Genomic DNA, 22363 nt, shown 5'->3' with positions numbered 1-22363 from the left:
GTCATCAACCAGATAACCTTTAAAGGTATAACCCGCTGACTGCTGTTTATAAACAGTGACCAGGTGGGACTATTCAATTTGGAATTAGCAGTCAATAGCCCGGCTGAGATTGCATTCATGGTAAAAAATAATTATTCAATGGTCTTAATTACTCTGTGAACACTTGTGGAAGCGCCTAAAAAGTAGTACAACAACTATCTTTAGTTAAATATTGTTTTAATATTTCTTATAAAATTATTAAATTAATTAAAAACATAATATCCATCTCCGTAGTTATAGAAGTATCCATTTACCTAAAAACAACAGTTTTATGTTTCATCATGTTAAAGATCTACAATTCAACGCCCGGGTATCTCGTCCCGACCCGCGTTTTGCCAACCTGTTATTGGAGCAATTCGGAGGAGAAAACGGTGAGCTGGCGGCAGCCATGCAATATTTTACGCAAGCTTTCGGCGCTAAATTCCCGCATCCGGATAAATACGATATGCTGATGGATATCGCCACCGAAGAATTCAGTCATCTTGAAATTGTAGGTGCTACCATCCAGATGTTGCTGAAAGGCGTGAACGGCGAACTGAAAAATGCTGCTGACAGTTCGGAAATCATGCAGGTATTAAACGGCAAAGCCGCTAAGGAAGATATTATCCATGAGGCCGTATTCGCCAATCCGCAATTCGGCATCATTACCGGAGGTGGAGTAACTCCGCGAAACAGTCAAGGTATCCCCTGGTGTGCATCCTATATTCATTCCAATGGTGACCTCACCGTTGACCTGCGGAGCAACCTGGCTTCAGAATCACGGGCAAAACTTGTTTACGAACATCTGATGAAATTCACTGATGATCCCTATGTACATGAAAGTTTATCTTTTTTGATGACACGGGAGGTTACTCACTATAAGATGTTCGAAGCTGCATTGAATGATATTCAACCTAATTTTCCACCAGGCGTACTGGCCGCCGATCCGAGATTTACGCAACAGGCATTCAATCTATCCAACGGCACCTCAGTCCGCGGCCCATGGAACGAGGGCGAAATGCCTGGTATGGATAGAGAATGGAATTATGTGGCTGATCCGATAGTTTATGTCCAGGAAACACAAGGCTGTACCCAAACAGATAAAGAATTGGATAAAGAATTGAAACAAACCAAAAAATTAGATAAGGAAATGAGTGCTAACAAAAGTACTGAGGTCAAGAACAGCGAACCGCAAGGTGTAGCTCAGTGGAGCACCTATCAAGTTGAAGATAATAATTAACAATATAAAATGGATGAGCACCAATTTCTTAAAGGCCAGCGTGTAATTACGTCGGAAGGCGAAGGTGAGGTTATCGATGCTATCGGCGATAAGGTCGTTGTGAAGCTGGATAAAGGAGAAACGCAAACATTTCCGTCAGATGACTTACAGGATAATAGCAACGCCGGGTGATCAATTAAAGGCCGCTTATATTCAAACGGCCTTTTTTATTTAAATAACAGTTAATTATTGCGCTAATTTTTACGAGTAATCCGCACTATCCGGTAAGTCATACTCCAGCTATGGAAACATCCATACCGTCTCATAAATTAATGATTATCTCTTCTTAGTCATCAAGTAATAACCCAAAGCCAGACCGGTAATTAAAACCCCAGCTATATATTTTCGATGAGCTTTTGGCTTGCCAGGCAATCCGAAGCCACCGTGTATGCTCATTCCATAATCAACCGTGTTAAAAACATTGCCATCACTCAGCGCTATTGGATCAGCTACTTTAAAATAACGACGCACCACCGAATCTGTCATTTTAGTCGTGAGTTCCGGGAAGATCGCATGAGATAATTTAAGTAACAACGAAACACTGCCTACATAGGTGTTTGATCTGGGACGAGCTGCAACTTTTACCATGGTCCTGGCCAAGCGTATTGGGTCATAAACAGGCGGTGCAGGTCTTAGTACTTTTCCCGTATGGTTACCAGCATGCTGAATACCAGGCGTATCTAAGAACGCAGGGAAAAGGTCACAAACATAAATCTCCGGCCATTTCGTTAATTCACCTTTGAGCGCCTCCGACCAGCCTCGCAGGCCAAATTTACTCGCAGTATAACCAGCCCCGTAAGGCACTGGCAGAAACCCGCCAATGGAGATATTATTGATCAGAATACCTTGTTGCTGTGCCTTGAAAAAGGGCAGCACAGCGTGTGCCGCATTCATGTAACCGAGCAAATTGGTTTTGATCACCTGCTCATGCACCGCCATTGGGGTAGTATCAAAATCACCCGCGGCCAGTACGCCGGCATTATTGATCCAGACATCGATACGGCCCTGCCAGTCGTTCGCCGCATTAGCCAGCCTGATCATGGCTTTGCTATCACTGGCATCGGTTGAAATGACCAGTACTTCCGCGCCTATTTGGCGGCATTCGTCGGCTACTTCTTTTAATGCGGCTTCGTTCCTTGCTGCAAGCACCAGGTAAAGTTGTTGCTGGGCAAATTCAATCGCTGCTGCACGACCGGCACCGCTCGATGCGCCGGTAATCACGATAGTTTTTCCTTTCAATACACTTGATTTTGCCATGAGTAGCCTATTTAGCTGAGTTTACTTAAAATTTCACTGATCGAAAAATGCGCGCCGCAGACAAACTCGTCCGCCGCTCCATAATACATTGTTAGCCGATCTCCATCTACTATATGGCCATTGGTAAAGACCACATAGCCGAAAAAACCACTTAATTCATAAACTCCAGTGGGTACCATGATCGGTTCGGTTGTCCGGGAAATTATTTTGGATGGATCATCTATGTCCATTAGGAAAGCGCCCAAACAATATTGATGCTCTGCATTTGCACCATGGTAAATCTCCAGCCAGCCATACTCCGTACGGATCGGCGTGGCGCCGGCACCCACACGTGCGCTATCCCATAAGCCCGGCCGGGTTTTGATCAGGCACTGGTGATTGCCCCAATGCAGACCATCAGGAGATTCGGCGAGCCAGATATAATTGCCGCCGATCTCTTTACTACTGGGACGATGCAGACAGTAATATTTCCCACCGATCTTTTCTTCAAACATCGCGCAGTCTTTATTGTGCGGCGGCAGGATCATTCCACCGGATTCAAAATGCTGCCAGTCCTTAGTGGTTTGCATTCCCACACCAACACCGTTATTAGATACTGCGGTATAGGTTAAATAGTAAGTATCACCTATCTGGCTCACCCTACAATCTTCAATGCCGAACCGTTCCAGGTAGCCATGCCCAAATAAGGAAGGATAGCCTTCCGGCTCGGTGAAATGCACACCATCATCGCTGGATAATAAGCGTAAATGCGATATTGTGGTCAGGTAATCCAGGCCTTTATAATTGATTACTCGTGCATCCGTGGCGATCAGGTCGGGATCGTTTAACGGCACTTCGATGATCTCGGTATTCCCCGTTGCGTTCAGGACAGGAAAAAAAAGCACACCTTCCTTTTGCACAGCACCTTCTGCTACCCTCACCAGAAGCCAGGTTTCCCCCCCGTAACGGAATACGCCCGGATTCAGCAGACTAATGATTTGTAAACCACTGGCGCTGGGCGCAAGGTCTTTAGGTAACAACAAAGGATTTTCAGGGAAACGCTGGGCCAGATCCGTCCTGCCTTTTTTCGACTCATTGATGATCTGTAGCATGATTCGTTCTTTTCAAGATTTGATAACCAATCCCGGCGAAGACTGCAAAGACGACGTGAGCCGGGACGAGTTGCAGGTAATATTTATTAAAACTTAACGCAGGTGGCAGCGGGTGCATTTTAAAAGTGCTTTTCCAAACTGCGACCGCCAGCAAGCCACTTAAGCCACCCAACCAAAGGTTCGTTTTCAGATCAGGTTTTAATTTCCCGCGCCGCCAGAGCTCCACATAAACTAATGCAAAAAGCAGACCTACACCATAATGACCGGTCCAACCTAAAGCCTGACTCTGGCGCTTGTCCAGTTTCGGGACAAGGCGACCGGTTAGTTGTCCAAGGCGCTCAGGCTCACTGAAGTTTTCGCCATCAGCCAGGGAAACAAGATAGCTGAACAGGGTCATAAAGGTAGTACCGGTGATGCCGCTTGCAAATATTTCCTTAGTTTTCATCGCTGCTGATCTTAAGTAGGTTTTTAGTTGCCGGTCCTGTCAATACATTTCCATCAATATCATAACGAGCGCCATGGCAGGGACAGTCCCAGCTTTTTTCTTCGCCATTCCAGTTTACGATACAGGCGGCATGGGTACAGACCGGGCTAAGCGCATGAATAATTCCCTGTTTATCCCTGTAGGCCGCGATTTTTTCACCATGCACCTCAACCACTTTGCCGGTACCTGGTACTAATTGTTTCAAAGAACCGGTTTCGAGGATATGAAAACGATCAGCCACAAAACGATAAGCTACATCCGCGTTCTCTTTGACAAATTCGCTGAAGCCATCTATCGGTTTGACGCGCGAAGGGCTGAACAAACTCTGATATTTATTAGGTCGTTTTCTAATCAGATCGCTAAGTATTTTACCCGCGATACTGCCCAGCATCATCCCGTTCCCATTATAACCAGTCCCGCAGTAAATACCCTCAGCCATAAGTGGCATCTGCCCGATATATGGCAGACCATCCACCGGTACATAATATTGTGATGACCAGCGGTATTTAATCGAGGATACGTTGTAATATTTCCGGATGTATTTTTCGAGATCAGCAAAGGCTTTTTCCGGGTTGTCGTGACCCGTCTTATGATCATTGCCGCCGGCGAACAAAAGTTTTTCGCCGTCAATTACATGCGTCCGGAAATAATGATAAGGTTCCTGCATATCGTAAACCAGCGCATCCGGATAAGTATCCGTTTTTAACTTCACGCCCAGTATGTAACTGCGGTAAGGTGCGCATTCGAAATTGAACAGGTTGATATGAGGCGGCATATGGGTGGCATAGGCTACCGCCTTAGCGCGAATAGTACCTGCAGGCGACTCAGCGGCGTGTATACCATCTGTTGTTTGAATACCGGTTATCCGCGTATTTTCTAAAAGAACACCTCCGGCCTCCAGATACTCTTTCAGCAAACCCTGCAAATATTTCAAAGGATGAAACTGCGCTTGCTGATCGAAAACCAGGCCTTTTAAATACGCTACCTGTGCAGGCACTTCTTCTGCATAATCTACCGCTATCCCTACTTTTATCGCGCCGTTATAGATTTCGTCCAATTGTTTGGCCTCATCTTCGGTTTCTGCATACAGGTAGCCAGGTTTGACTTCGTAATCACAACCAATCTGATAAGTATCAATATTGGATTTAATGATCATTAAACCTTCATTGATCGCATCCGCGAAAAGTTGCGCCCCTTCTGCGCCGAAAGCACTCGCTGCTTCCGCATAAGTAGTATCCGCGAAGGTATTGATGTGGGCGCTTGTCCCACCGGTAGTTCCAAATCCCGGATTATGCGCTTCAGCAATTACTACTTTTTTACCAGCTTTCTGAAGGAACAGTGCTGTTGTGATACCGGTAATGCCACCACCTACAATCAGCGCATCATAAACGGTGGTAGTATCAAATAAAGCTTTCGAAATTATAGTCGCTGCCCCATATTGCCAAGGCGCTTGCTGTGCTCCGTCGCGGGCTAATATGGCATTCGTTATCTTTCCCATAATTCTACTACAAAAATCAGCATTACTCTGTTTGGCAATATCTTACCTATTTAACAAATTCCTCATATACTCAAATCTTTTTATAACCCGGCAACAATTGATACCAAAGCTTATTCAGAAACAATTTAAAGGAGGTCATATTCAAAGGCAGACATAAGTTGATTTAGAGGCTTTTTATATAAGGGTTTAACAACTTTTGGATAAATTATGAAATCCGACAAGTATAAATTGTACCTATATAAGTATTGATCTAATTTGTTCTGCTGTTTCCATATGTGCCGCATCTATAGGCTTAGTAACGTGAACCATACTGAAATAATGACATCCGCGCTGATAAATTTTCAGTTTTGTCTGAAATTTTTTCAGCACTAAAACGCTGGCACAGCACTTGTTTGCCTTTTTTTAGTTTAATTAATTAATTGTTCATTCATTTTTTAACAACATTTAAAGGAGGAAAGACCTATGACATTGGTTAAATTTAATTCCGACAAACGTAACAACAGTTCATTACTACCAGGTTTTAATGACGTTTTTGATTCCATCTTTAACGACACCTTTTTCAGCGATCGCCTGACCAGCCGTGTGCCGGCTGCCAACATCAGCGAAAGCGAAGATCATTTTCATATCGAACTGGCTGCGCCAGGGCTGAGAAAAGAAGATTTTAAACTGAACCTTGACCGGAATGTATTGAACATATCTGTGGAAATGCAAAATAACCAACCAGATGTTCAAAAAAACTACAGCAAACGCGAATACAGCTATACATCCTGGGTGCGGTCGTTTACCTTACCTGAAAGCGCCAACCCAGAACTGATCGAGGCAGCCTATACAGACGGTGTATTAAAGATCGACATTGCCAAACGCGAGGAGGCCAAAGCGGTGCGTCGCCAAATCGAGATTAAATAAAAGGCTTAAATCATTTTTTACACAAAGGGCTCCCGCTTGCGGGGGCTCTTTATTTGTTACGGCTATGAAAACGCAGTTTTATATTTTACTGAGTCTAAAAACAGCACACGGCTTTGTGAACTATGGTCAATACTTTTTAGGCGACGACCGACAAATCGCCGATGAATTGTTTAGCCAGCTGAAAAGCGGAAAGGACTTTAATTTACCACTGCATATCGACCTTATGGAAACCGTGAATGAATTGCCGGTGCAGATTAAAACTATTTACTGTTCACTGGAAGATGTCGGTGCGAATTGCAAACTGATCACCCGCGAACTTTTTCGCTTAAAGAATCTGGAGGAAATAACATGAAGATCTTTTATTAACCGCATTTTTGTTATGATTTGCTTTTATCTTATCTCATCGAAACCACGACGATGATTGGACGGCTTTTTACAACAATTAAGCATAAAAATCAGGTGTTGATAAAAACTTCTTCCCAAAGCAACCAGGTCAGCAAAACCCTTATTCAATTGTTCTTCAGCAGTATCGACAGTTATGCCGTTACTTAAAATAATCGTGTTTAAAAAGGACGCTGGGTATACCCCAAATGAGTACAGATCGTTGAACTGACTCAAAAGAACGTCTGTCAGCTTCCAAAGCCTGAATTGGATGGTCGAATAACGGGTATTGGTCTCAGAAGTACTATGCATAAATTTTTATAACTATTATTTAAACAGGAATACCTTAAAGTTGTTATTCTACTAACCAATAGCCATGTCTGATGATAAAACAAAAAACATGACCATGACTAAAGCCTGGTGCGTGGTAGCGAAGCTTATGAAATCCCGTATTTCAAAGATCAGTTGGCATGCCGCCCAAACATGCGGGATGTTCTAAAAATAACCGATCGCAAAAAACCAACCGCCTATTTAAAAACCAATACAAAAGATAGCTCTATAGGGCTTTTTGGCATATGGCACTTGAAAAATACAAGCAGAAGCGTGATGCGGCAAAGACGCCCGAACCTTTCGGGGGTAAAAGCACACATAAAGGACAGCTGATGTTTGTTGTACAAAAACACGACGCATCACACCTCCACTATGATTTCCGCCTTGAAATGGAAGGTGTTTTAAAAAGCTGGGCGGTACCCAAAGGCCCCTCAACCGACCCGAAAGTTAAAAGGCTCGCGATGATGGTCGAAGACCACCCGTTTGATTACCGTCATTTTGAAGGTATTATACCGCAAGGCGAATATGGCGGAGGCACCGTAATTGTTTGGGATGAAGGCACATATGAGCCTATCGGAGACGATATTAAAGGCAAGAAGGCGCAGGAAATACATCTGCTGAAACAGCTGAAATCCGGCTCTGTAAAGATAAGATTGCACGGCAAAAAACTTCAGGGCGAATATGCACTTGTCAAAACACATGGTATGGGCGAAAATGGCTGGCTGCTGATCAAACATAATGATGAGTTTGCCAGTACAGCCGATATTACGAAAGAAGATAAATCCGTGCTTTCTGATAAGACCATTGACCAAATGAAAAAAAGTAGCGGGAAAGTCTGGCAGAACGGGCGCGAAGAAAACTTGGTTAAGGTAAAAAAAAGCAGTCCCAAAAAAGCACAACCGGGCACCGACAAAGCTTTAGAGAAAGCCGTTGATCCCGTTGATACCAAAAAAATCGATGTTGCTGCTATTTTAAGGAAAGCGCCCGAATCAACAGCACCTGTCAATATCAAACCTATGAAAGCTACCTTGGTAGATGAACCATTTAATGACCCGGATTGGGTATACGAAGTTAAATGGGACGGATATCGTGCTATCGGCTCAGTTAGTCCCGGCAACGCCGAACTGATCTCCCGCAACAATATTGCGTTTGATAAATATTATCCAATCCTTAACTTGCTGAAAAGCTGGAATATGAATACCCTAATTGACGGTGAAATATTGGTCATCAATGAAAAGGGTATATCTGATTTCGGCGCTTTACAAAACTGGCGAAGCGAAGCCGATGGCAGCCTTGTGTATTATGTTTTCGATATCCTGTGGTATGAAGGTAAAAACTTGATGGATCTACCATTGATCCATCGGCAAGCTGTATTGCAGAATATATTGCCAGTTGACGATGATCGTATCCGGTTAAGCCAGGTATTTGAAGCAAGAGGTGTGGATTTCTTTGATGCTGCCGAGAAAATAGGCCTGGAGGGCATTATGGCGAAGAAAGCAGACAGCGTGTACACCTCCGGTCTGCGTTCTAAGGAATGGCTTAAAATAAAAGTCCAAAGGCGCCAGGAAGTTGTGATTGCCGGTTTTACCAGGAACGAGGGGACAGCTAAAGCTTTTAGTGCATTGGTATTGGGTGTTTACGACGGCAAGCAGCTCCGCTACGCAGGTAAGGTTGGCACCGGCTTCTCAGAAAAAACCCAAAAGGAAATGATGAAAGCATTTAAGCCGCTGATCACAGATAAAAGTCCATTTGAGGTGGAACCGGACGTAGACAAACCTTCCCGTTTCCGGCCGCAAAGGTTAGGTGCTAAACCTACCTGGCTAAAGCCGGTATTGCTTTGCGAGGTAAACTATGCCGAAGTGACAAGCGAAGGTATCTTCCGGCAAGCGTCCTTTAAGGGTATGCGCTCTGACAAGAATGCGAAAGATGTGGTTTTGGAAATACCTGAAGATACAGCAAAAACGATAATGGCCGTGGAAGATAAAAAGTTTAAAACGGATCTGGCATTACACTCGCCGGCTGATAAAAGCCGTAAAACGTTACTTAACCCGACCGATGAAACTCAGATGCGTAAGATCAATGGGCATGAATTGACCTTTACGCATCTTAGTAAAATTTACTGGCCAGAAGATGGCTTTACCAAGCGTGACATGTTTAATTATTATTATCAGGTCGCTGAATATATTTTACCCTACCTAAAGGATAGGCCAATGTCGCTTAATCGCTTTCCCAATGGTATACATGGGCCAAGCTTTTATCAGAAAGACATTAAGGGTAAAGCACCGGAGTGGGTGAGTAAAACTTTTCCTTATACAACCAGCGAGGGAGAATCCAAAGCATATTTAGTGGGTAATGATGAAGCTACATTGCTTTGGATGGCATCATTGGGTTGTATAGAAATGAATCCCTGGTTTAGCCGCATACAGGCACCGGACAACCCGGATTATTGCGTGATCGATCTTGATCCTGATAAGAATACTTTCGAACAGGTCATCACTGCCGCATTAGAAGTAAAAAAAGTGCTCGACGCCATTGGGGTACCCTCATACCCCAAAACATCTGGTTCAACCGGGATGCATATTTACATCCCATTGGGTACAAAATATACTTATGATCAATCACAGCTATTTGCACGGATGATCGTCAATCTGGTACATCATCAAATTCCGGAGTATACCAGCCTGGAACGGATAATCAAAAACAGGCAAGGCAAGATGTATCTTGATTTTCTGCAAAACCGTCCTGGAGCTACGATTGCCGGGCCATATTCGTTACGTCCTAAACCGGGAGCAACAGTATCGATGCCTCTGCATTGGGATGAAGTAAAACCTGGACTTACAATGCGTGATTTTACAATTCAAAACAGTATTACTCGTCTTAAAACCGAAGGGGATCTATTTAAAGGTGTGTTAAGTAAAGGGATTGACATGGAAAAAGTCCTTCAAAAAGCAAAAAGCCTGTTTGGATAGCATACACGTTCAGTCCATCGCTTCAGCGAAAGATTCGATAGGCAGCAGTCCAGAATGTCGATAATCCACATCAGAAAACACATTACCTCTGCCATTTGGGAAACCAACTTATTCATTCTGCCTCATATCGTATCAGACAAAAAAAGAGAATCACATCAACCTTATTGCCGTGGTAGCCAGCAACACCACCGTAATACCACCCCATATATTGATAATTTAGAATTGGTATGTCTTTCATGACCTTCTTATTATCGCCTATATGCATAATGAAAGTATGCCCTGCTACCAGAAATCAGTCCCGTCCAACCATAAAAGGAACGATAATATAAAGCAGTAAGGTTAGACAAAGCCATTTAAGGATCATGGAAATTTTTCAATCAGGAAAACCTGATAATAATAAAAAGTAAAACAGGCTTTCTTGCTGCTATTCTCCATAAGCAATTACTATAGTAGCAGATGATTGATTTTGTCGCTGTTCTAAATTAATGACACAAAAAATAGGTTTTAGTACAATAATTAAATTAGTACGAAATAATTTTAAGTCTAAATAGCTAAAATATAAAAAATTATTGCCCCTAACTCAATTATTGGAATAATATTGGAGGTTACCTATTCAGCTTATTATTAAAACCCGGTGCATAATGAAACACACGATTACCAAAAGGAAGAGTTGGAAAGCCATGCTGGCCGCCGCAGAAAAACCGGTACAACTGCCCGTCGCGCACAACGCGCTGACAGCTCGCCTGATCGAGCTTGCCGGTTTTGATGCTTATCAGATCGGAGGCTATGCGCTTTCTGGTGCTACGCATGCAATACCAGATGTTGACCTTGAAAAATTTGGCGAAAAGAAATTTTCAGCAGACTGGATCATGCAGGCCTCTCCACTACCGGTATTGTTGGACATCGATGATGGTTATGGCGATGTAAAGAATGTGACGCGCACCGTTCAGGAATATATCCGCCTGGGTGCATCTGCCATGTTTATGGAGGATCAAAAACCTCCAAAAAAGTGTGGGCATATGGATGATAAAAAAGTAATTGATACCGAACTCATGATTCAAAAGATCAGGGCCGCTGTTGCTGCGCGCGATGGTAATGATTTCTTTATCCTCGCCCGTACAGATGCCATTGATCCTGAAGGGATCGATAATGCTATCGACCGTGCAAAAAGTTACCTGGATGCAGGTGCTGATGGCGTTTACCTCGAAGGACCAAAAACTATAGACGACCTGGAAAAGATAGGCAAAGAATTGAAAGATGTACCCTTAGCCACCAGCGTATTGGAAAACGGAGGCAAAACACCTTGGGCATCACCTAAAGACTTGGGCAACATGGGTTATTCCATGATCCTATATCCCACCACCCTGATATTCCAGGTGGTTCATACCATCCAAAAAGCATTGGAACATTTAAAACAGGGCGAACCACTCCCTAAACACAACGCAGTAACTATGGATGAGTTTATGCAGATAATCGACCTGCCTTTCTGGACAAAAATTGAAAAGCAATTTGAAGGAAAAAACAATTGACCGATATGGAAACGAAAACAAAAAAGCCACAAAAACAGGATCGTCAACCGGGTCTCGAAGCGGAGATGGATCCTAAACCGGAGTATATTAAAGATAGTTACAAAGCTGCTGGCAAACTTCAGGGCAAAGTAGCCCTGATTACTGGGGGTGATAGCGGTATTGGCCGTGCTGTCAGCGTTCATTTTGCCGAAGAAGGTGCAGACGTGGCCATTGTTTATCTTGATGAAGATAACGATGCCGAAACCACCAAAAATTTAGTGGAAGCCGCAGGCAAAAATTGCCTGCTTATAAAAGGAGATGTGAAGGATGCGTCCTTTTGCAAAAACGCGATCGAAAAGACAGTCAGTAAATATGGAAAGCTAAACATACTGGTCAATAACGCGGGGATGCAATTTCCGCAGAAAGATGTCAAGGCTATTGACCCTGAACAACTGGACACTACTTTTCGAACCAACATTTTCGCTTACTTCTATTTTGCAGAAGCGGCTACCGCACATATGCATGAAGGTGATTGCATTATTAATACCACCTCGGTGACTGCTTACCGTTCGTCACCCTCGCTGATTGATTATTCATCGACTAAAGGAGCTATTACCACGTTTACGCGCTCACTGGCAACAAATCTCGTTGAGAAAAAGATACGTGTAAATGCCGTAGCACCCGGACCTGTTTGGACGCCTCTGATCGTTTCTACGTTTGATGAGGAGAAAATTAAAAGTTTTGGGAGTGAAACAGCCATGAAACGTGCCGGTCAACCTTCGGAGCTCGGGCCGGCTTATGTATTCCTTGCTTCCGATGATGCTTCTTTTATAACAGGCCAGGTCATCCACGTGAACGGCGGTGAAGTAGTCAACGGGTAAAATGCTTATCGCGGATGAAGACTGCGTAATTGCGAGCTTTAAGAATAAAGTACAGGTGCGCGCAGCTAACCTGATGCCAGATAGTAGTTGTGCATTCCCTTAATGAGCGTTCAACACAAATAATGCGGCGTCTTTTCAGAGTAAAAATGGAACAAAGTATAGAAATAGAAAAGATTGTATTGCAGGACGATGGTACCTTTCCAAACAGCCATTATCCGGTGCTGTTGTATAAGGGGGTGTTGGATATTCCCATGCTATTTCCAGCCATATATGTTAAGCACCTTTTTGAAAAGAATAGCTGGTCAAACAGTTGGGATGCCGGTGTATTTGAGTACCATCATTACCATAGCATTACCCATGAAGTACTCGGCATTTATAAGGGGCGAACCAAGTTGCAGTTAGGCGGTTCAAAAGGTCCGCAGATCTTCGTCGAAAAAGGCGATGTTCTTATTATTCCCGCCGGAGTGGCCCATAAGAACTTAGGGGCCGAGAATTCTGTAGGTGTGATCGGAGCCTACCCGTATGGAAGGAATTACGATATGAACTACGGCAAGGCCAGTGAACGGCCAGGTACGGATAAAAACATCAGCAAAGTTCCTTTACCGGCAACTGATCCGATTGGACTACCGGACGGCTTAACCAAATTTTGGAAATAATGGAAACAAAGGCAAAAAAAACAAGCACGAAGAAGGACTTGTCCAAAAGTTATAACCGTTATAAAAAATTCGGTGAAAAACAATATACCGGCATGCAGATCGGTCGTGGCCATCATTGGCATTATGATGCAGGAGACTGGAAAGAAACAAAAATCACACCTGACCTTTGGGAAATCTCCTATGCGGTAACTAAAAGGCGCGTCGGTCACGCACCCGAAAACTCCGGTGTGCCCGTCGGCACAGAATACCAATGGTATATCCTGTCGCATCAGCATGCAAAAAAGCTCAACGCGAATGATTATTCCACCGAGATGAGCGGCCTCAAATTTAAACTGGCACATAAACGTGCCGATAAAGAAACATGGAGCGCTAAAGCTCCCACTCAACGTAAACACCTTATTCAGTTCCTGAGAGATATAGCGGACCAACTGGAAAAAGAGCCCATTCACCTTGAGTTTGAATACGAAGGAAAAGTGTATCAGGGTGAAGCGGTGCCGATTGCTGAAACCTGTACCGGTGATATATGCTATGAAGCGGACGTGTCATTAAACGATGAAAATTTAGGAATTATCCGTTGCGCTAAAAGCGGATGGAAAATGGACCGGGTAGACCAGGACCTGGTAGATGCCATAGGTAACGAAATCTTTTTATACTATGATAATAATTAAAATAAAATGGCAAAATATTCAGAAAAAGCACAGGACAAAGTTCACAAGGCTTTACACGAAGAAAAAGAAGGTACGCTAAAAAGCGGCAAAAGCGGTAAAAAAGTAACCTCCAAAAAACAAGCGGTTGCTATCGGATTGTCGGAAGCCCGTAAAGAAGGCGCCAAAGTGCCCAAGAAAAAATCGTAACATCAACCCTACTACCTATGAAAGATGAAAATAAAATGAGCCGGCGACAGGTCGTTGCCGGTTTGGGTGCTACACTGGCTACAGCTGCAATAGCACCCGCATTTGGAACAACACGTATAACGAGCAGGCCCACCGATAGTGCCGCTAAGATCAGTGACCCAACCAAACTCTATCCCAAACCTCCATTTAAAAGCCAGCCGCAGCCTTGGCCGGGCCTGCAAAGTAAAATGGATCCGATACCGGATTGTGGTGAAACCAGCTATAAGGGTTCAGGACGTTTAACGGGACGGAAGGCTTTGATTACCGGAGGCGACTCGGGTATGGGCCGGGCGGCAGCTATTGCATACGCCCGTGAAGGTGCGGACGTTGCCATCAACTATTATCCTACGGAAGAACAAGATGCCCAGGAAGTTATAGCGCTTATCAAAAAAGAAGGTCGTAAAGCTATTGCGATTCCCGGTGACCTGCGTAGTGAAGATTTCTGCAAGCAATTGGTGCAAAAAGCGATCAGCGGATTGGGCGGTCTCGATATTATTGTGAATAACGCGGGGCGTCAGCAATCATTGAATTCTATTCTGGATGTCACCAGCGAAGAGTTTGACTCCACGATGAAAACAAATATTTACGCACCATTTTGGATCATCCGGGAAGCGTTACCGCATTTGCCGCCCGGTTCGGCTATTATTGGTACAACTTCTGAACAAGCTTATGACCCTTCGCCGGATCTATATGCCTATGCGCAAACTAAGGCTGCTACCATGAATTACGTAAAATCACTGGCTAAGCAACTCGGCCCAAAAGGTATCCGCGTAAACGGTGTTGCACCAGGCCCCATTTGGACAGCTTTGCAGATCAGTGGCGGAGCTCAACCGGAAAAACAACAAATGTTCGGCAGCTGGACGATGTTAGGCAGGCCGGGGCAACCGGCTGAACTTGCTTCCATTTATGTGCAGTTGGCGGCAGCTGATGCCAGTTTTGCCAGCGGGCAGATTTATGGATCATCCGGCGGTGTCGGGCAACCTTAATCCAATAGCGTCATGAAAAAAGCAATTATAATCATATTATCAGCGTTAGGTACATTTGCGGCAAAAGCACAAATTCCTCAACCTGATCCCGATACCACAGCCAAACATTTTATCATCGTAGCCAGTATTGGTAATTTACAAGAAATAAGCGCTGGACAATTAGCCTCACAAAAAGCAAAAGACAAAGATGTCAGATCTTTTGGTCAGATGATGGTCAAAGATCATGGTCAAACACAACAAAAACTGATGCAGCTGGCAAAACGTAAAGGTTACAATATCCCGCCAGCGGCCACAAGCGGTATACAACCTGATCCTAATTTGAAAAACACGCGTGATAATTTCGATGGTATGTATGTACGCGCCATGATGGCGGGACACAACAACACGGTACAGACGTTTGAAACCTACGCCACGACAGGAAAAGATCCAGACGTTAAGGCATTTGCACAGCAAACGCTACCTACGCTGAAGGCTCATTTAGCTGCTATCCAGGCTATCGACAGCCGGCTTAAAAGAATTTCAAAATAATCATTAATCAAAAACAAATATCATGGAAACACAAACCGCACAGACTACCGATTCAAAACTCAAGGAGTTTTTTACAGATCAATTAGAAGATCTGCTTTGGGCAGAAAAAAAACTGGTTAAAACCCTGCCGAAATTGCAGGAGGCCGCTACGTCTGCTGAACTAAAAGAGGCATTTGGCAATCATCTCACCCAAACCCAAAATCATGTTACCAGATTAGAACAAGTATTCGGTATAATTGGCGAAGATGTGGACACGACTAAATGCGCAGCAATGGCCGGTATTGTTGACGAAGGTGAGGATATCATAGACGAAACCGAAGAAGGCACCGCGCAGCGGGATGTGGGTTTGATCTTCGCCGGACAAAAAGCAGAGCATTATGAGATCGCAACCTACGGTGGCATGGTTACACTGGCTAAGACCTTAGGATATAACGATGCCGCTGATTTGCTGAGCCAAACCCTGGAGGAAGAAAAGGAAGCAGATAACCTGTTGACCCAGATTGCTGAAAATAATATCAACTACCAGGCGAGCACCGAGCCTAAAGAAGACAAAGGACTTTTCTCCTGATCTGTTTCCAGCGCCTGTCTAATGACAGGCGCTGATATATATATACCCAGATAGCAAAATCATTAGACTATTTAGAAAACATTTAGAATTAGCTTATGCCATGGTATAACGGAAATTATCCGCCATCTTATAAGAACCAACCGAAGAAAATCAGGGAAAAGGCAACGGAGATCGCCAACGAAGTGTTGCGAACAACCGGCAATGAAGGTGAAGCGATAGCGACAGGCTTAAAGCAGGCTCGTGCTTTTTTTGCAAATGAAAAAAAGAAAAATAGTGATAGCTGAATTATGTAAATCTGTTATTTTTTTCTAACTAATTATTATCTGAAGATCCGGATAGTAAAAGTACTAAAACAAGTATTTTTCCCGCAAAAACACGTATTAATTACCTCAACTTTTTAAAGAGCATAGCTGTTATTTATAATATATTTAATGGTTATGACGTACTTACAATACTGCAATCAACTCGTCCACGAAGTGAGGCAGACGAAAGCAAACACCAGATCGATGTTTGAAAATTTAAAAGGCGACAAGGGCTACCTGGATCCCTATGAAATTGACTTATATATGGCGACTGTAAAAAACTTCGATCATCTGGCAAGTCAAGCCGAATATGTAATGCTTCAAATTCTAAACGGTACTGTCTCACCGTTTGATGAAATAGATTGAAAACTGTTTTTCTTTATTATATCGTTTGTGTGTAGATCTCCAGCCAGCAAGTGTCTGGAGATCTTCTTTTTAAGAGCTATAAAGCCGTAGCTCGATTCAATTAATAGGTATAATATCGACGACAATTTCGTTGCCTATTACATGGAATCCTAAGTTATTCGCCCACCTTTTGTTGGTCTGGCGTTTCATTGGGTCCAGGGATATTCTCTTGTTTTTTATCGTTATTGCCATCGTTATCAGCGGTGCCTTCCTGATAAGGTTGTTGTGGATGCGGGCTTGGAGATTGGGTTTGCTTATCGGTATTGTTTGCCTGTCGCTTATCAGATTGATCCGTTTCTGCGGCGTTTATCGCCTTGCTATAATTTGGCTGCCCAACTTGGTCAGGATCCGTCAAATTACTATTTTCCGGATGTTCTTCTGCAGGTTGTGTCCGTCTGAAATACTCATTCGTGTAACCCGCATTTTGAGAAGGATTAGCTTCGTCATCACCAGATGGAGTAACATTATTTTCTCCGAAATTCTGACCTCCCATGCCTCTGCTTTCCATACCTGGAGCATCCTGTTTTTTCATGTCCTCTTTTGATGTAAGAAAGCCTCGTTGCAAATCATCTTCGGTTAAATTATTTTCATCAACGCGATAAGCGTTTGCTTTGTTGCCGTTGGGTTTATCGTTATCCGGCAACCGTTTATCTTGATGTATCATAAGCTTATATATTTAATATATACTAATTACAATACCAGTTTTTGCCAATTGTTTTATGTTTTTTTTAATTGTAGATCAATTGATTTACTAACGGACCAGTGCAGCCAGGCTGGTGTTATTGCATTTCCCTAATGCGACATGAATGACAATAAAGATGACGAGGGTGAACAGCTCCCCGCCCGATTTCTTGACGTCCAGGGACTATAATGGCGCGGAAAAATTTCTTACACTTTCTTCTTAGTAGGACTGATATCGCCATTACGCTCCATGTAAACTTTTTCTATCTGGCCCAGATCTTCTGTAAGCGCGGATTTCCTTACGCCCTGCATGATATCCTCTTCGCATACCAATGCTTTATCCAGGTTATCTTTCATGAACTTCCCTTCCTGAAATAGCGGGATCTTATCCCCTTCTATAAAACGTCCAAATTTTCGATGATGTACAATAAGCCAACCAAAAATACGATGCAGTAATACAATAACAAAGCAGGTAATAATCACGGGAACGAAAGCGGATGCCCCAACTATGGCGCGGCTTAATACAGCCCCTAATGAGATCGTAACGATATTATCTAAAGGTGTCCTTACGCCAAATGATCTGCGTCCTGAAATACGGATGAGTACCAGTGCGATAAAAAAAACAACAATGCCGCGGCTACTCATTTGCAGAGTATTCAAGTCCTTTCCTTCCCCAAAAATGGTGGTGATTAATTCCATGTAATTTTTGTTAATACTTTATTTATAATAGTTTAACAACCATTTCTTCTAACGGTTTCATCCTATTGTTTACACCTCAAACTTTGGTATCAGATAACTGTTATAAGATCATAATCTTTAGCATATGCCATCAAACCTGCTTATTTCCTGTCATCGTTTGCTTAAAGAAAAGCATCTTACCATTGCCTTTGCAGAAAGCGCTACCGCGGGCCGGGTTTCTGCTGAGTTTTCTCTGATCCCGGAATGTGGTGATATATTAAAAGGCGGTATTGTCTGTTATGATGCTTGTATCAAGCAGGAGGTTTTAGGAGTTCCACAGGAACTGGTAGAAAAATACACACCGGAATCTGCCGAAATAACCAGAGAGCTTGCCATACGATTGGGGAATTTCATGAAAGCGGATATACAGGTCGCGATCACAGGACTTACCATGCCTGGTGGCAGTGAAACCCCGGAAAAGCCGGTCGGTACCATGTTTATTCACGCGTTGATCAACGGCAATCACCTGGCTTCCAGTGAAGTTCATAAAGGAACCCCGGAAGAAATTGTATTACAGACAGTTGATCGTTTGGCGAAATTATTGATCGATGAATTATCCTGAACCCGATTGTTAATCAATGTATATTTGCTGTGCTAAAGCCCAACTTGCTAATAAGCTCCCGCTGTTAACGCAGCGGTCGGAATTTTTGTATCTGCAACGGGCTATCGATGAAACTGTTAGCATGATACGTCTTCAAATTGAACGCATAAAGCAAATGTACGTTCTGCTGGATAGTTTTTACCAGCTGGAAAGCTGCGTTGGTTTGACTGGTATTCTGGACGAAGCCTTTCAATCTGTAGGCCTGCCTGATGAAAACGCCGCTTTGCGCGATCTGTCGGTGTTGTTTTATATGCAAAATATCGAAAGTATTGAGGCCGCTTCCTTTAAAACAATGTTGCTTGTAGCAAACCGACTGGAACAGCCCACAATTGTACAGTTACTTCAGGAATGTTATAATGAAGCGCAGGAAGACAATTTACTATTTCGCCAGATTACAGAAACCTATTTATTAACCCGGTGAAATCAAAACAAGTAATGATCTCCCGTAAAAAAGCACCATTATTTAAAACCGCGCTAAAACTATAGTGCTGAAAACTAAAAACGTTTTTATCTCTGGTGCGGACCACCTTTGTATTCGCCATATTTTATCGGCATTGGCTATCAGATACTAACTAAACGGTCATAAGTTGTTGTTATATTGATTATTTCCATCAGTAAACCCAAAAGATAAACGCTTCTACTTCAGCATTGAGTAATCTTTTATCAATGCTGAAGTACCTGTTCCATAACATTAAATTATTTTCTTTTTTTACATGAGGCCCATAGTGCAGCGCCTACAAGCGCTGCGAACACCGCTTTCTTTAAAACTGCGGCGCGGTTATGCTTCCATTCAACAGCAAGCCCGCGTTCTTTGATCAGATTTGGTAAATGACCGTTTTTGATATCATCGATCAAACCTTCAAATACATTGATGCGGTCCGCCAGAATGAGTGGTATCCAATGCCGATAACGGTCTTCGCTGTGTTTAAAGGCATAGCGCCGGATAGCGCCGCTCAGACCAGAGGGCGGCACTGAGGTGCCAAAAACGGCGGTCGGCCCGGGCCGTTCGGTAGACAATAAGATCTCGACTGTCAGCGGTTGCTGCGGTGAGCGCTCATAATTGATCCGGTTATGATCATCGCCTGTGTAGTTTTTAATGGGATATGTCGGCTCGTTCTCCGGGTCGATATCCAAACCCCAGCCGGGAATATTTTTATAGTTTTTGTTGATTGATTTCATGGGATCAGAACGGTTTTGATGCAGTTATCTAATTTGGAGGAGAACAACCGGTAGGCGTCAGAAACGTCTTTTAATGGCACCCGGTGTGTGATCAGCCCTTTGGGATCCAGTCTGCCGGACAGTACGTGATCGAACAGTTTTGGCATTAATCGTTTTGGGGCCGATTGATTGGCCCTGATGGTAATACCCTTATTGACCACATTTCCAATGGCCAGCAGATTGAACGGCGGTCCATAAACACCCACAATGGAAACAATGCCTCCTTTCTTCACTGAATTAATGGCCCACTGCAGTGCTGTGGCTGCGCCGGCCTGCATTAAAGCTATCCGGCCGCTGAAGGTTTGCAGGGTATTGCCTTCGGCTTCGCAGCCCACACAATCGATACAAACATCCGCGCCATACCAATCGGTAGCTTTTTTCAGGAAAATAACCGGGTCAGCCATCTCCTTAAAATTATAGGCTTCGCACTTCGCATAGTTTTTGGCAAACTCCAACCGGTAATCAATATGATCAATAATAATCACCCTTGCCGCCCCGAAGAACCAGGCACAGCGTGCGGCCATAATGCCGATAGGCCCCGCGCCAAATACCACCACCGTGTCGCCTTCTTTAATGCCGCCCATCTCCGCGGCTTGATAGCCTGTCGGAACTACATCCGTTAACAAAACCGCATCATCTGGGTCCATTTCCGGAGGAATGAGTGTCGGGCCAACGTCAGCATAGGGTACCCGTACATATTCCGCCTGGCCACCATCATAGCCCCCAGCCGTGTGAGAATATCCAAATATGCCGCCGACGGCCGTAGCCATGGAGTTGGATTCATGACAATTGCCATAAAGACCCTGCTTGCAGAAGCTACATTTGCCGCAGGCCACATTAAAAGGTACCAGTACCTGGTCGCCCACCTTCAGTTTTTGCACCAATGGGCCAACCGCTTCGACAATCCCGGTAAATTCATGGCCAAAGGTCGAGCCAACTCGGGTATCCGGTACCATCCCATGATATAGATGCAGATCTGAACCACAGATACAACTGCGGGTCACGCGTACAATTGCATCCTCGGGATGCAGGATCTTCGGCATCGGTTTTTCAACCAGACGGACCCGGTAAGGCCCGCGGTAATTCATTGCTAACATATTTTTTTCTTTTATTTAATCAACCTGTATTATTGTTATCAGTCAATTGGTCATATGGAAACGGTTTAGCTTCACCGCTGTCCAGTTTCAATTTGATCTGATCGCCGGAGGCATTGAGCACTTCACCCTCGCCCTCCCGGGAGATCACACGCTGGCCTTAGTAAGATATATTCATCCATGACCAGTAAACTATTATTGCTTTTCGGAGGCATAGGTGCTCCAGTGGGCAACACCTGCCGGTTCACTGTTTTTACTTCCGTACTTCGCTCTATGCTCATTTGCTTATCCAGCTTTTGGGTCGTTTCCAACTCCTGCTCCAAAGCCTGGTCGGTTTGGGTCACTCCCAGTGTTTCTTTCAGCATATCATACTTGTCCGGGTACGGCATTTTGGCGCCGAAAGCCTGAGTGAAATATTGCATGACAGCAGCCAACTTCCCATTCTCGCCGCCGAACTGTTCGAGCAGCAGGTTGGCAAAACGCGGATCAGGGCGCGAAACCCTGGCGTTGAATTGTAGGTCTTTTACATGGTGAAACATAATGTAGCTTTTTAAAGATGTTCTTAAATAACAGCCGGGACCGATGCCGGTTTGGTGGATAACTACGTGAAAGCGTGGCCATATTACCTGTTACCAACCGTAAAAAAATACCTGTTAGGTGAAAATTACCCGATCTGCAAAACCGGGAAACTGCAGTACAATAAGCGCTGTTATTCTTAGTAATAAAGAGATATTCCAATGAAAACAACACCTATGAAAAAATTAAACTTGCTGTTAGTGATAATTCTGGGAACTACGTTGGTTATGCCGTCGTGTAAAAAGATCACAGCGATCACTATACTATGGGTGATGCTGTTACTCTACTTTGGCGGTTGTTCGCCCACACCAAGCTTTTGAAATAAAGTGGATATAATGCGCCAATTGAGCATGTACAACTACTCAAGCAGAAACAAGTAAATTATAAATAGAGCTGTTTATGACAACAACTAACAATGATCCAACAAGCAAACCTGAACACGCACGTTTTGTTCTTTAAAAAATGAGGATGAAAGTTAACAAGAATTGAAAGGTGTAGAAGGATAGCTCAATTAT

At 43.8% G+C, this 22363-nt stretch carries 28 protein-coding genes; 18 read left to right on the top strand and 10 right to left on the bottom strand.

The features are described from left to right. The first annotated feature begins 310 nt into the window (after positions 1-310). Together AB6735_RS06930 and AB6735_RS06925 are read left to right on the top strand one after the other, a co-directional pair. Positions 311-1258, top strand: a complete 948-nt coding sequence (locus tag AB6735_RS06930; protein WP_370995138.1) for a manganese catalase family protein — start codon at positions 311-313, stop codon at positions 1256-1258. A 9-nt stretch (positions 1259-1267) separates the two neighbouring features. Beyond that, positions 1268-1429, top strand: a complete 162-nt coding sequence (locus AB6735_RS06925) for a hypothetical protein (RefSeq protein WP_370995137.1) — start codon at positions 1268-1270, stop codon at positions 1427-1429. 144 nt (positions 1430-1573) lie between these two features. Here the strand turns inward: AB6735_RS06925 and AB6735_RS06920 are convergent, their stop codons facing one another. Genes AB6735_RS06920 through AB6735_RS06905 form a run of 4 tightly spaced genes read right to left on the bottom strand, consistent with a single transcriptional unit; the run spans position 1574 to position 5627 of the window. Further along, on the bottom strand, positions 1574-2554 hold the full coding sequence (locus AB6735_RS06920; RefSeq protein WP_370995136.1) for an SDR family oxidoreductase: 981 nt from the start codon (positions 2552-2554) through the stop codon (positions 1574-1576). An 11-nt stretch (positions 2555-2565) separates the two neighbouring features. Continuing rightward, a complete protein-coding gene (locus AB6735_RS06915; RefSeq protein ID WP_370995135.1) occupies positions 2566-3645 on the bottom strand; it encodes a glycoside hydrolase family 130 protein in 1080 nt (359 codons plus the stop codon). After that, complete coding sequence (locus AB6735_RS06910) at positions 3626-4090, bottom strand: hypothetical protein (protein ID WP_370995134.1); 465 nt, start codon at positions 4088-4090, stop codon at positions 3626-3628. The genes AB6735_RS06915 and AB6735_RS06910 overlap by 20 nt, the downstream gene beginning before the upstream one ends. Further along, the gene (locus AB6735_RS06905) at positions 4080-5627 is read right to left on the bottom strand and encodes an FAD-dependent oxidoreductase (RefSeq protein WP_370995133.1); all 1548 of its coding nucleotides are present in this window, start codon (positions 5625-5627) and stop codon (positions 4080-4082) included. The genes AB6735_RS06910 and AB6735_RS06905 overlap by 11 nt, the downstream gene beginning before the upstream one ends. Before the next feature lie 462 nt (positions 5628-6089). On the opposite strand from AB6735_RS06905, the gene AB6735_RS06900 reads away from it, so the two are divergent. Continuing rightward, complete coding sequence (locus tag AB6735_RS06900; protein WP_370995132.1) at positions 6090-6533, top strand: Hsp20/alpha crystallin family protein; 444 nt, start codon at positions 6090-6092, stop codon at positions 6531-6533. A 64-nt stretch (positions 6534-6597) separates the two neighbouring features. After that, complete coding sequence (locus AB6735_RS06895; RefSeq protein WP_370995131.1) at positions 6598-6885, top strand: hypothetical protein; 288 nt, start codon at positions 6598-6600, stop codon at positions 6883-6885. Between the two features lie 38 nt (positions 6886-6923). On the opposite strand, the gene AB6735_RS06890 is transcribed toward AB6735_RS06895, so the two are convergent. Next, a complete protein-coding gene (locus tag AB6735_RS06890; RefSeq protein ID WP_370995130.1) occupies positions 6924-7226 on the bottom strand; it encodes a hypothetical protein in 303 nt (100 codons plus the stop codon). Positions 7227-7489: 263 nt separating this feature from the next. On the opposite strand from AB6735_RS06890, the gene ligD reads away from it, so the two are divergent. The 11 genes from ligD (at position 7490) to AB6735_RS06835 (ending at position 16901) form a co-directional block, all read left to right on the top strand. Next, on the top strand, positions 7490-10213 hold the full coding sequence (ligD, locus tag AB6735_RS06885; protein ID WP_370995129.1) for a DNA ligase D: 2724 nt from the start codon (positions 7490-7492) through the stop codon (positions 10211-10213). 641 nt (positions 10214-10854) lie between these two features. Next, positions 10855-11742 carry an oxaloacetate decarboxylase gene (locus AB6735_RS06880; RefSeq protein ID WP_370995128.1) on the top strand — a complete coding sequence of 296 codons (888 nt, stop codon included), beginning with the start codon at positions 10855-10857 and terminating at the stop codon, positions 11740-11742. Between the two features lie 5 nt (positions 11743-11747). Beyond that, positions 11748-12602 (top strand): SDR family oxidoreductase, encoded by an 855-nt coding sequence (locus AB6735_RS06875; RefSeq protein ID WP_370995127.1) that lies wholly within the window; start codon positions 11748-11750, stop codon positions 12600-12602. Between the two features lie 146 nt (positions 12603-12748). Next, entirely contained in the window at positions 12749-13258 is a 510-nt protein-coding gene (locus AB6735_RS06870; protein WP_370995126.1) for a hypothetical protein, read from the top strand. Beyond that, positions 13258-13926 (top strand): hypothetical protein, encoded by a 669-nt coding sequence (locus AB6735_RS06865; protein ID WP_370995125.1) that lies wholly within the window; start codon positions 13258-13260, stop codon positions 13924-13926. Before AB6735_RS06870 ends, AB6735_RS06865 begins: the two co-directional genes overlap by 1 nt. A 6-nt stretch (positions 13927-13932) precedes the next feature. After that, the gene (locus AB6735_RS06860; protein WP_370995124.1) at positions 13933-14112 is read left to right on the top strand and encodes a DUF6496 domain-containing protein; all 180 of its coding nucleotides are present in this window, start codon (positions 13933-13935) and stop codon (positions 14110-14112) included. 17 nt (positions 14113-14129) lie between these two features. Further along, positions 14130-15137 (top strand): SDR family oxidoreductase, encoded by a 1008-nt coding sequence (locus AB6735_RS06855; RefSeq protein WP_370995123.1) that lies wholly within the window; start codon positions 14130-14132, stop codon positions 15135-15137. A 12-nt stretch (positions 15138-15149) separates the two neighbouring features. Beyond that, positions 15150-15665, top strand: a complete 516-nt coding sequence (locus AB6735_RS06850) for a DUF4142 domain-containing protein (RefSeq protein ID WP_370995121.1) — start codon at positions 15150-15152, stop codon at positions 15663-15665. A 22-nt stretch (positions 15666-15687) separates the two neighbouring features. Beyond that, positions 15688-16233 carry a ferritin-like domain-containing protein gene (locus tag AB6735_RS06845; RefSeq protein ID WP_370995120.1) on the top strand — a complete coding sequence of 182 codons (546 nt, stop codon included), beginning with the start codon at positions 15688-15690 and terminating at the stop codon, positions 16231-16233. A gap of 95 nt (positions 16234-16328) precedes the next feature. Beyond that, positions 16329-16517, top strand: coding sequence for a hypothetical protein (locus AB6735_RS06840; RefSeq protein ID WP_370995119.1), 189 nt, complete (start codon positions 16329-16331; stop codon positions 16515-16517). A gap of 222 nt (positions 16518-16739) precedes the next feature. Continuing rightward, positions 16740-16901 (top strand): hypothetical protein, encoded by a 162-nt coding sequence (locus AB6735_RS06835; RefSeq protein WP_370995118.1) that lies wholly within the window; start codon positions 16740-16742, stop codon positions 16899-16901. A gap of 154 nt (positions 16902-17055) precedes the next feature. On the opposite strand, the gene AB6735_RS06830 is transcribed toward AB6735_RS06835, so the two are convergent. Beyond that, positions 17056-17604, bottom strand: coding sequence for a hypothetical protein (locus AB6735_RS06830; protein ID WP_370995117.1), 549 nt, complete (start codon positions 17602-17604; stop codon positions 17056-17058). A 224-nt stretch (positions 17605-17828) separates the two neighbouring features. Then, positions 17829-18320: a DUF421 domain-containing protein gene (locus AB6735_RS06825; protein WP_370995116.1), complete on the bottom strand. Its 492-nt coding sequence runs from the start codon at positions 18318-18320 to the stop codon at positions 17829-17831. A 124-nt stretch (positions 18321-18444) separates the two neighbouring features. Between AB6735_RS06825 and AB6735_RS06820 the strand changes: the two genes are divergently transcribed. Further along, on the top strand, positions 18445-18921 hold the full coding sequence (locus tag AB6735_RS06820; protein ID WP_370995115.1) for a CinA family protein: 477 nt from the start codon (positions 18445-18447) through the stop codon (positions 18919-18921). Positions 18922-18937: 16 nt separating this feature from the next. Then, the gene (locus AB6735_RS06815; RefSeq protein ID WP_370995114.1) at positions 18938-19381 is read left to right on the top strand and encodes a DUF892 family protein; all 444 of its coding nucleotides are present in this window, start codon (positions 18938-18940) and stop codon (positions 19379-19381) included. A 275-nt stretch (positions 19382-19656) separates the two neighbouring features. Here the strand turns inward: AB6735_RS06815 and AB6735_RS06810 are convergent, their stop codons facing one another. The 3 genes from AB6735_RS06810 to AB6735_RS06800 form a co-directional block, all read right to left on the bottom strand. Next, positions 19657-20139, bottom strand: coding sequence for a hypothetical protein (locus AB6735_RS06810; RefSeq protein WP_370995113.1), 483 nt, complete (start codon positions 20137-20139; stop codon positions 19657-19659). Beyond that, a complete protein-coding gene (locus AB6735_RS06805; RefSeq protein WP_370995112.1) occupies positions 20136-21275 on the bottom strand; it encodes a zinc-dependent alcohol dehydrogenase in 1140 nt (379 codons plus the stop codon). Before AB6735_RS06805 ends, AB6735_RS06810 begins: the two co-directional genes overlap by 4 nt. Positions 21276-21397: 122 nt before the next feature. Continuing rightward, positions 21398-21811, bottom strand: a complete 414-nt coding sequence (locus AB6735_RS06800; RefSeq protein ID WP_370995111.1) for a manganese catalase family protein — start codon at positions 21809-21811, stop codon at positions 21398-21400. A 213-nt stretch (positions 21812-22024) separates the two neighbouring features. Here AB6735_RS06800 and AB6735_RS06795 point away from each other — a divergent pair, with 213 nt between their 5' ends. Then, complete coding sequence (locus AB6735_RS06795) at positions 22025-22168, top strand: hypothetical protein (RefSeq protein WP_370995110.1); 144 nt, start codon at positions 22025-22027, stop codon at positions 22166-22168. Positions 22169-22363: the final 195 nt, after the last annotated feature.

It is taken from the genome of Mucilaginibacter sp. RCC_168 (assembly GCF_041355315.1).
Lineage (GTDB): Bacteria > Bacteroidota > Bacteroidia > Sphingobacteriales > Sphingobacteriaceae > Mucilaginibacter.
This window is presented reverse-complemented; position numbering and strand designations above follow the sequence as displayed.

Bases quoted from the DNA above. Each gene is read 5' to 3' on its own strand.
- AB6735_RS06930 (WP_370995138.1), top strand. From the start codon at position 311: ATGTTTCATCATGTTAAAGATCTACAATTCAACGCCCGGGTATCTCGT.
- AB6735_RS06925 (WP_370995137.1), top strand. From the start codon at position 1,268: ATGGATGAGCACCAATTTCTTAAAGGCCAGCGTGTAATTACGTCGGAA.
- AB6735_RS06920 (WP_370995136.1), bottom strand. From the start codon at position 2,554: ATGGCAAAATCAAGTGTATTGAAAGGAAAAACTATCGTGATTACCGGC.
- AB6735_RS06915 (WP_370995135.1), bottom strand. From the start codon at position 3,645: ATGCTACAGATCATCAATGAGTCGAAAAAAGGCAGGACGGATCTGGCC.
- AB6735_RS06910 (WP_370995134.1), bottom strand. From the start codon at position 4,090: ATGAAAACTAAGGAAATATTTGCAAGCGGCATCACCGGTACTACCTTT.
- AB6735_RS06905 (WP_370995133.1), bottom strand. From the start codon at position 5,627: ATGGGAAAGATAACGAATGCCATATTAGCCCGCGACGGAGCACAGCAA.
- AB6735_RS06900 (WP_370995132.1), top strand. From the start codon at position 6,090: ATGACATTGGTTAAATTTAATTCCGACAAACGTAACAACAGTTCATTA.
- AB6735_RS06895 (WP_370995131.1), top strand. From the start codon at position 6,598: ATGAAAACGCAGTTTTATATTTTACTGAGTCTAAAAACAGCACACGGC.
- AB6735_RS06890 (WP_370995130.1), bottom strand. From the start codon at position 7,226: ATGCATAGTACTTCTGAGACCAATACCCGTTATTCGACCATCCAATTC.
- ligD (WP_370995129.1), top strand. From the start codon at position 7,490: ATGGCACTTGAAAAATACAAGCAGAAGCGTGATGCGGCAAAGACGCCC.
- AB6735_RS06880 (WP_370995128.1), top strand. From the start codon at position 10,855: ATGAAACACACGATTACCAAAAGGAAGAGTTGGAAAGCCATGCTGGCC.
- AB6735_RS06875 (WP_370995127.1), top strand. From the start codon at position 11,748: ATGGAAACGAAAACAAAAAAGCCACAAAAACAGGATCGTCAACCGGGT.
- AB6735_RS06870 (WP_370995126.1), top strand. From the start codon at position 12,749: ATGGAACAAAGTATAGAAATAGAAAAGATTGTATTGCAGGACGATGGT.
- AB6735_RS06865 (WP_370995125.1), top strand. From the start codon at position 13,258: ATGGAAACAAAGGCAAAAAAAACAAGCACGAAGAAGGACTTGTCCAAA.
- AB6735_RS06860 (WP_370995124.1), top strand. From the start codon at position 13,933: ATGGCAAAATATTCAGAAAAAGCACAGGACAAAGTTCACAAGGCTTTA.
- AB6735_RS06855 (WP_370995123.1), top strand. From the start codon at position 14,130: ATGAAAGATGAAAATAAAATGAGCCGGCGACAGGTCGTTGCCGGTTTG.
- AB6735_RS06850 (WP_370995121.1), top strand. From the start codon at position 15,150: ATGAAAAAAGCAATTATAATCATATTATCAGCGTTAGGTACATTTGCG.
- AB6735_RS06845 (WP_370995120.1), top strand. From the start codon at position 15,688: ATGGAAACACAAACCGCACAGACTACCGATTCAAAACTCAAGGAGTTT.
- AB6735_RS06840 (WP_370995119.1), top strand. From the start codon at position 16,329: ATGCCATGGTATAACGGAAATTATCCGCCATCTTATAAGAACCAACCG.
- AB6735_RS06835 (WP_370995118.1), top strand. From the start codon at position 16,740: ATGTTTGAAAATTTAAAAGGCGACAAGGGCTACCTGGATCCCTATGAA.
- AB6735_RS06830 (WP_370995117.1), bottom strand. From the start codon at position 17,604: ATGATACATCAAGATAAACGGTTGCCGGATAACGATAAACCCAACGGC.
- AB6735_RS06825 (WP_370995116.1), bottom strand. From the start codon at position 18,320: ATGGAATTAATCACCACCATTTTTGGGGAAGGAAAGGACTTGAATACT.
- AB6735_RS06820 (WP_370995115.1), top strand. From the start codon at position 18,445: ATGCCATCAAACCTGCTTATTTCCTGTCATCGTTTGCTTAAAGAAAAG.
- AB6735_RS06815 (WP_370995114.1), top strand. From the start codon at position 18,938: ATGTATATTTGCTGTGCTAAAGCCCAACTTGCTAATAAGCTCCCGCTG.
- AB6735_RS06810 (WP_370995113.1), bottom strand. From the start codon at position 20,139: ATGAAATCAATCAACAAAAACTATAAAAATATTCCCGGCTGGGGTTTG.
- AB6735_RS06805 (WP_370995112.1), bottom strand. From the start codon at position 21,275: ATGTTAGCAATGAATTACCGCGGGCCTTACCGGGTCCGTCTGGTTGAA.
- AB6735_RS06800 (WP_370995111.1), bottom strand. From the start codon at position 21,811: ATGTTTCACCATGTAAAAGACCTACAATTCAACGCCAGGGTTTCGCGC.
- AB6735_RS06795 (WP_370995110.1), top strand. From the start codon at position 22,025: ATGAAAAAATTAAACTTGCTGTTAGTGATAATTCTGGGAACTACGTTG.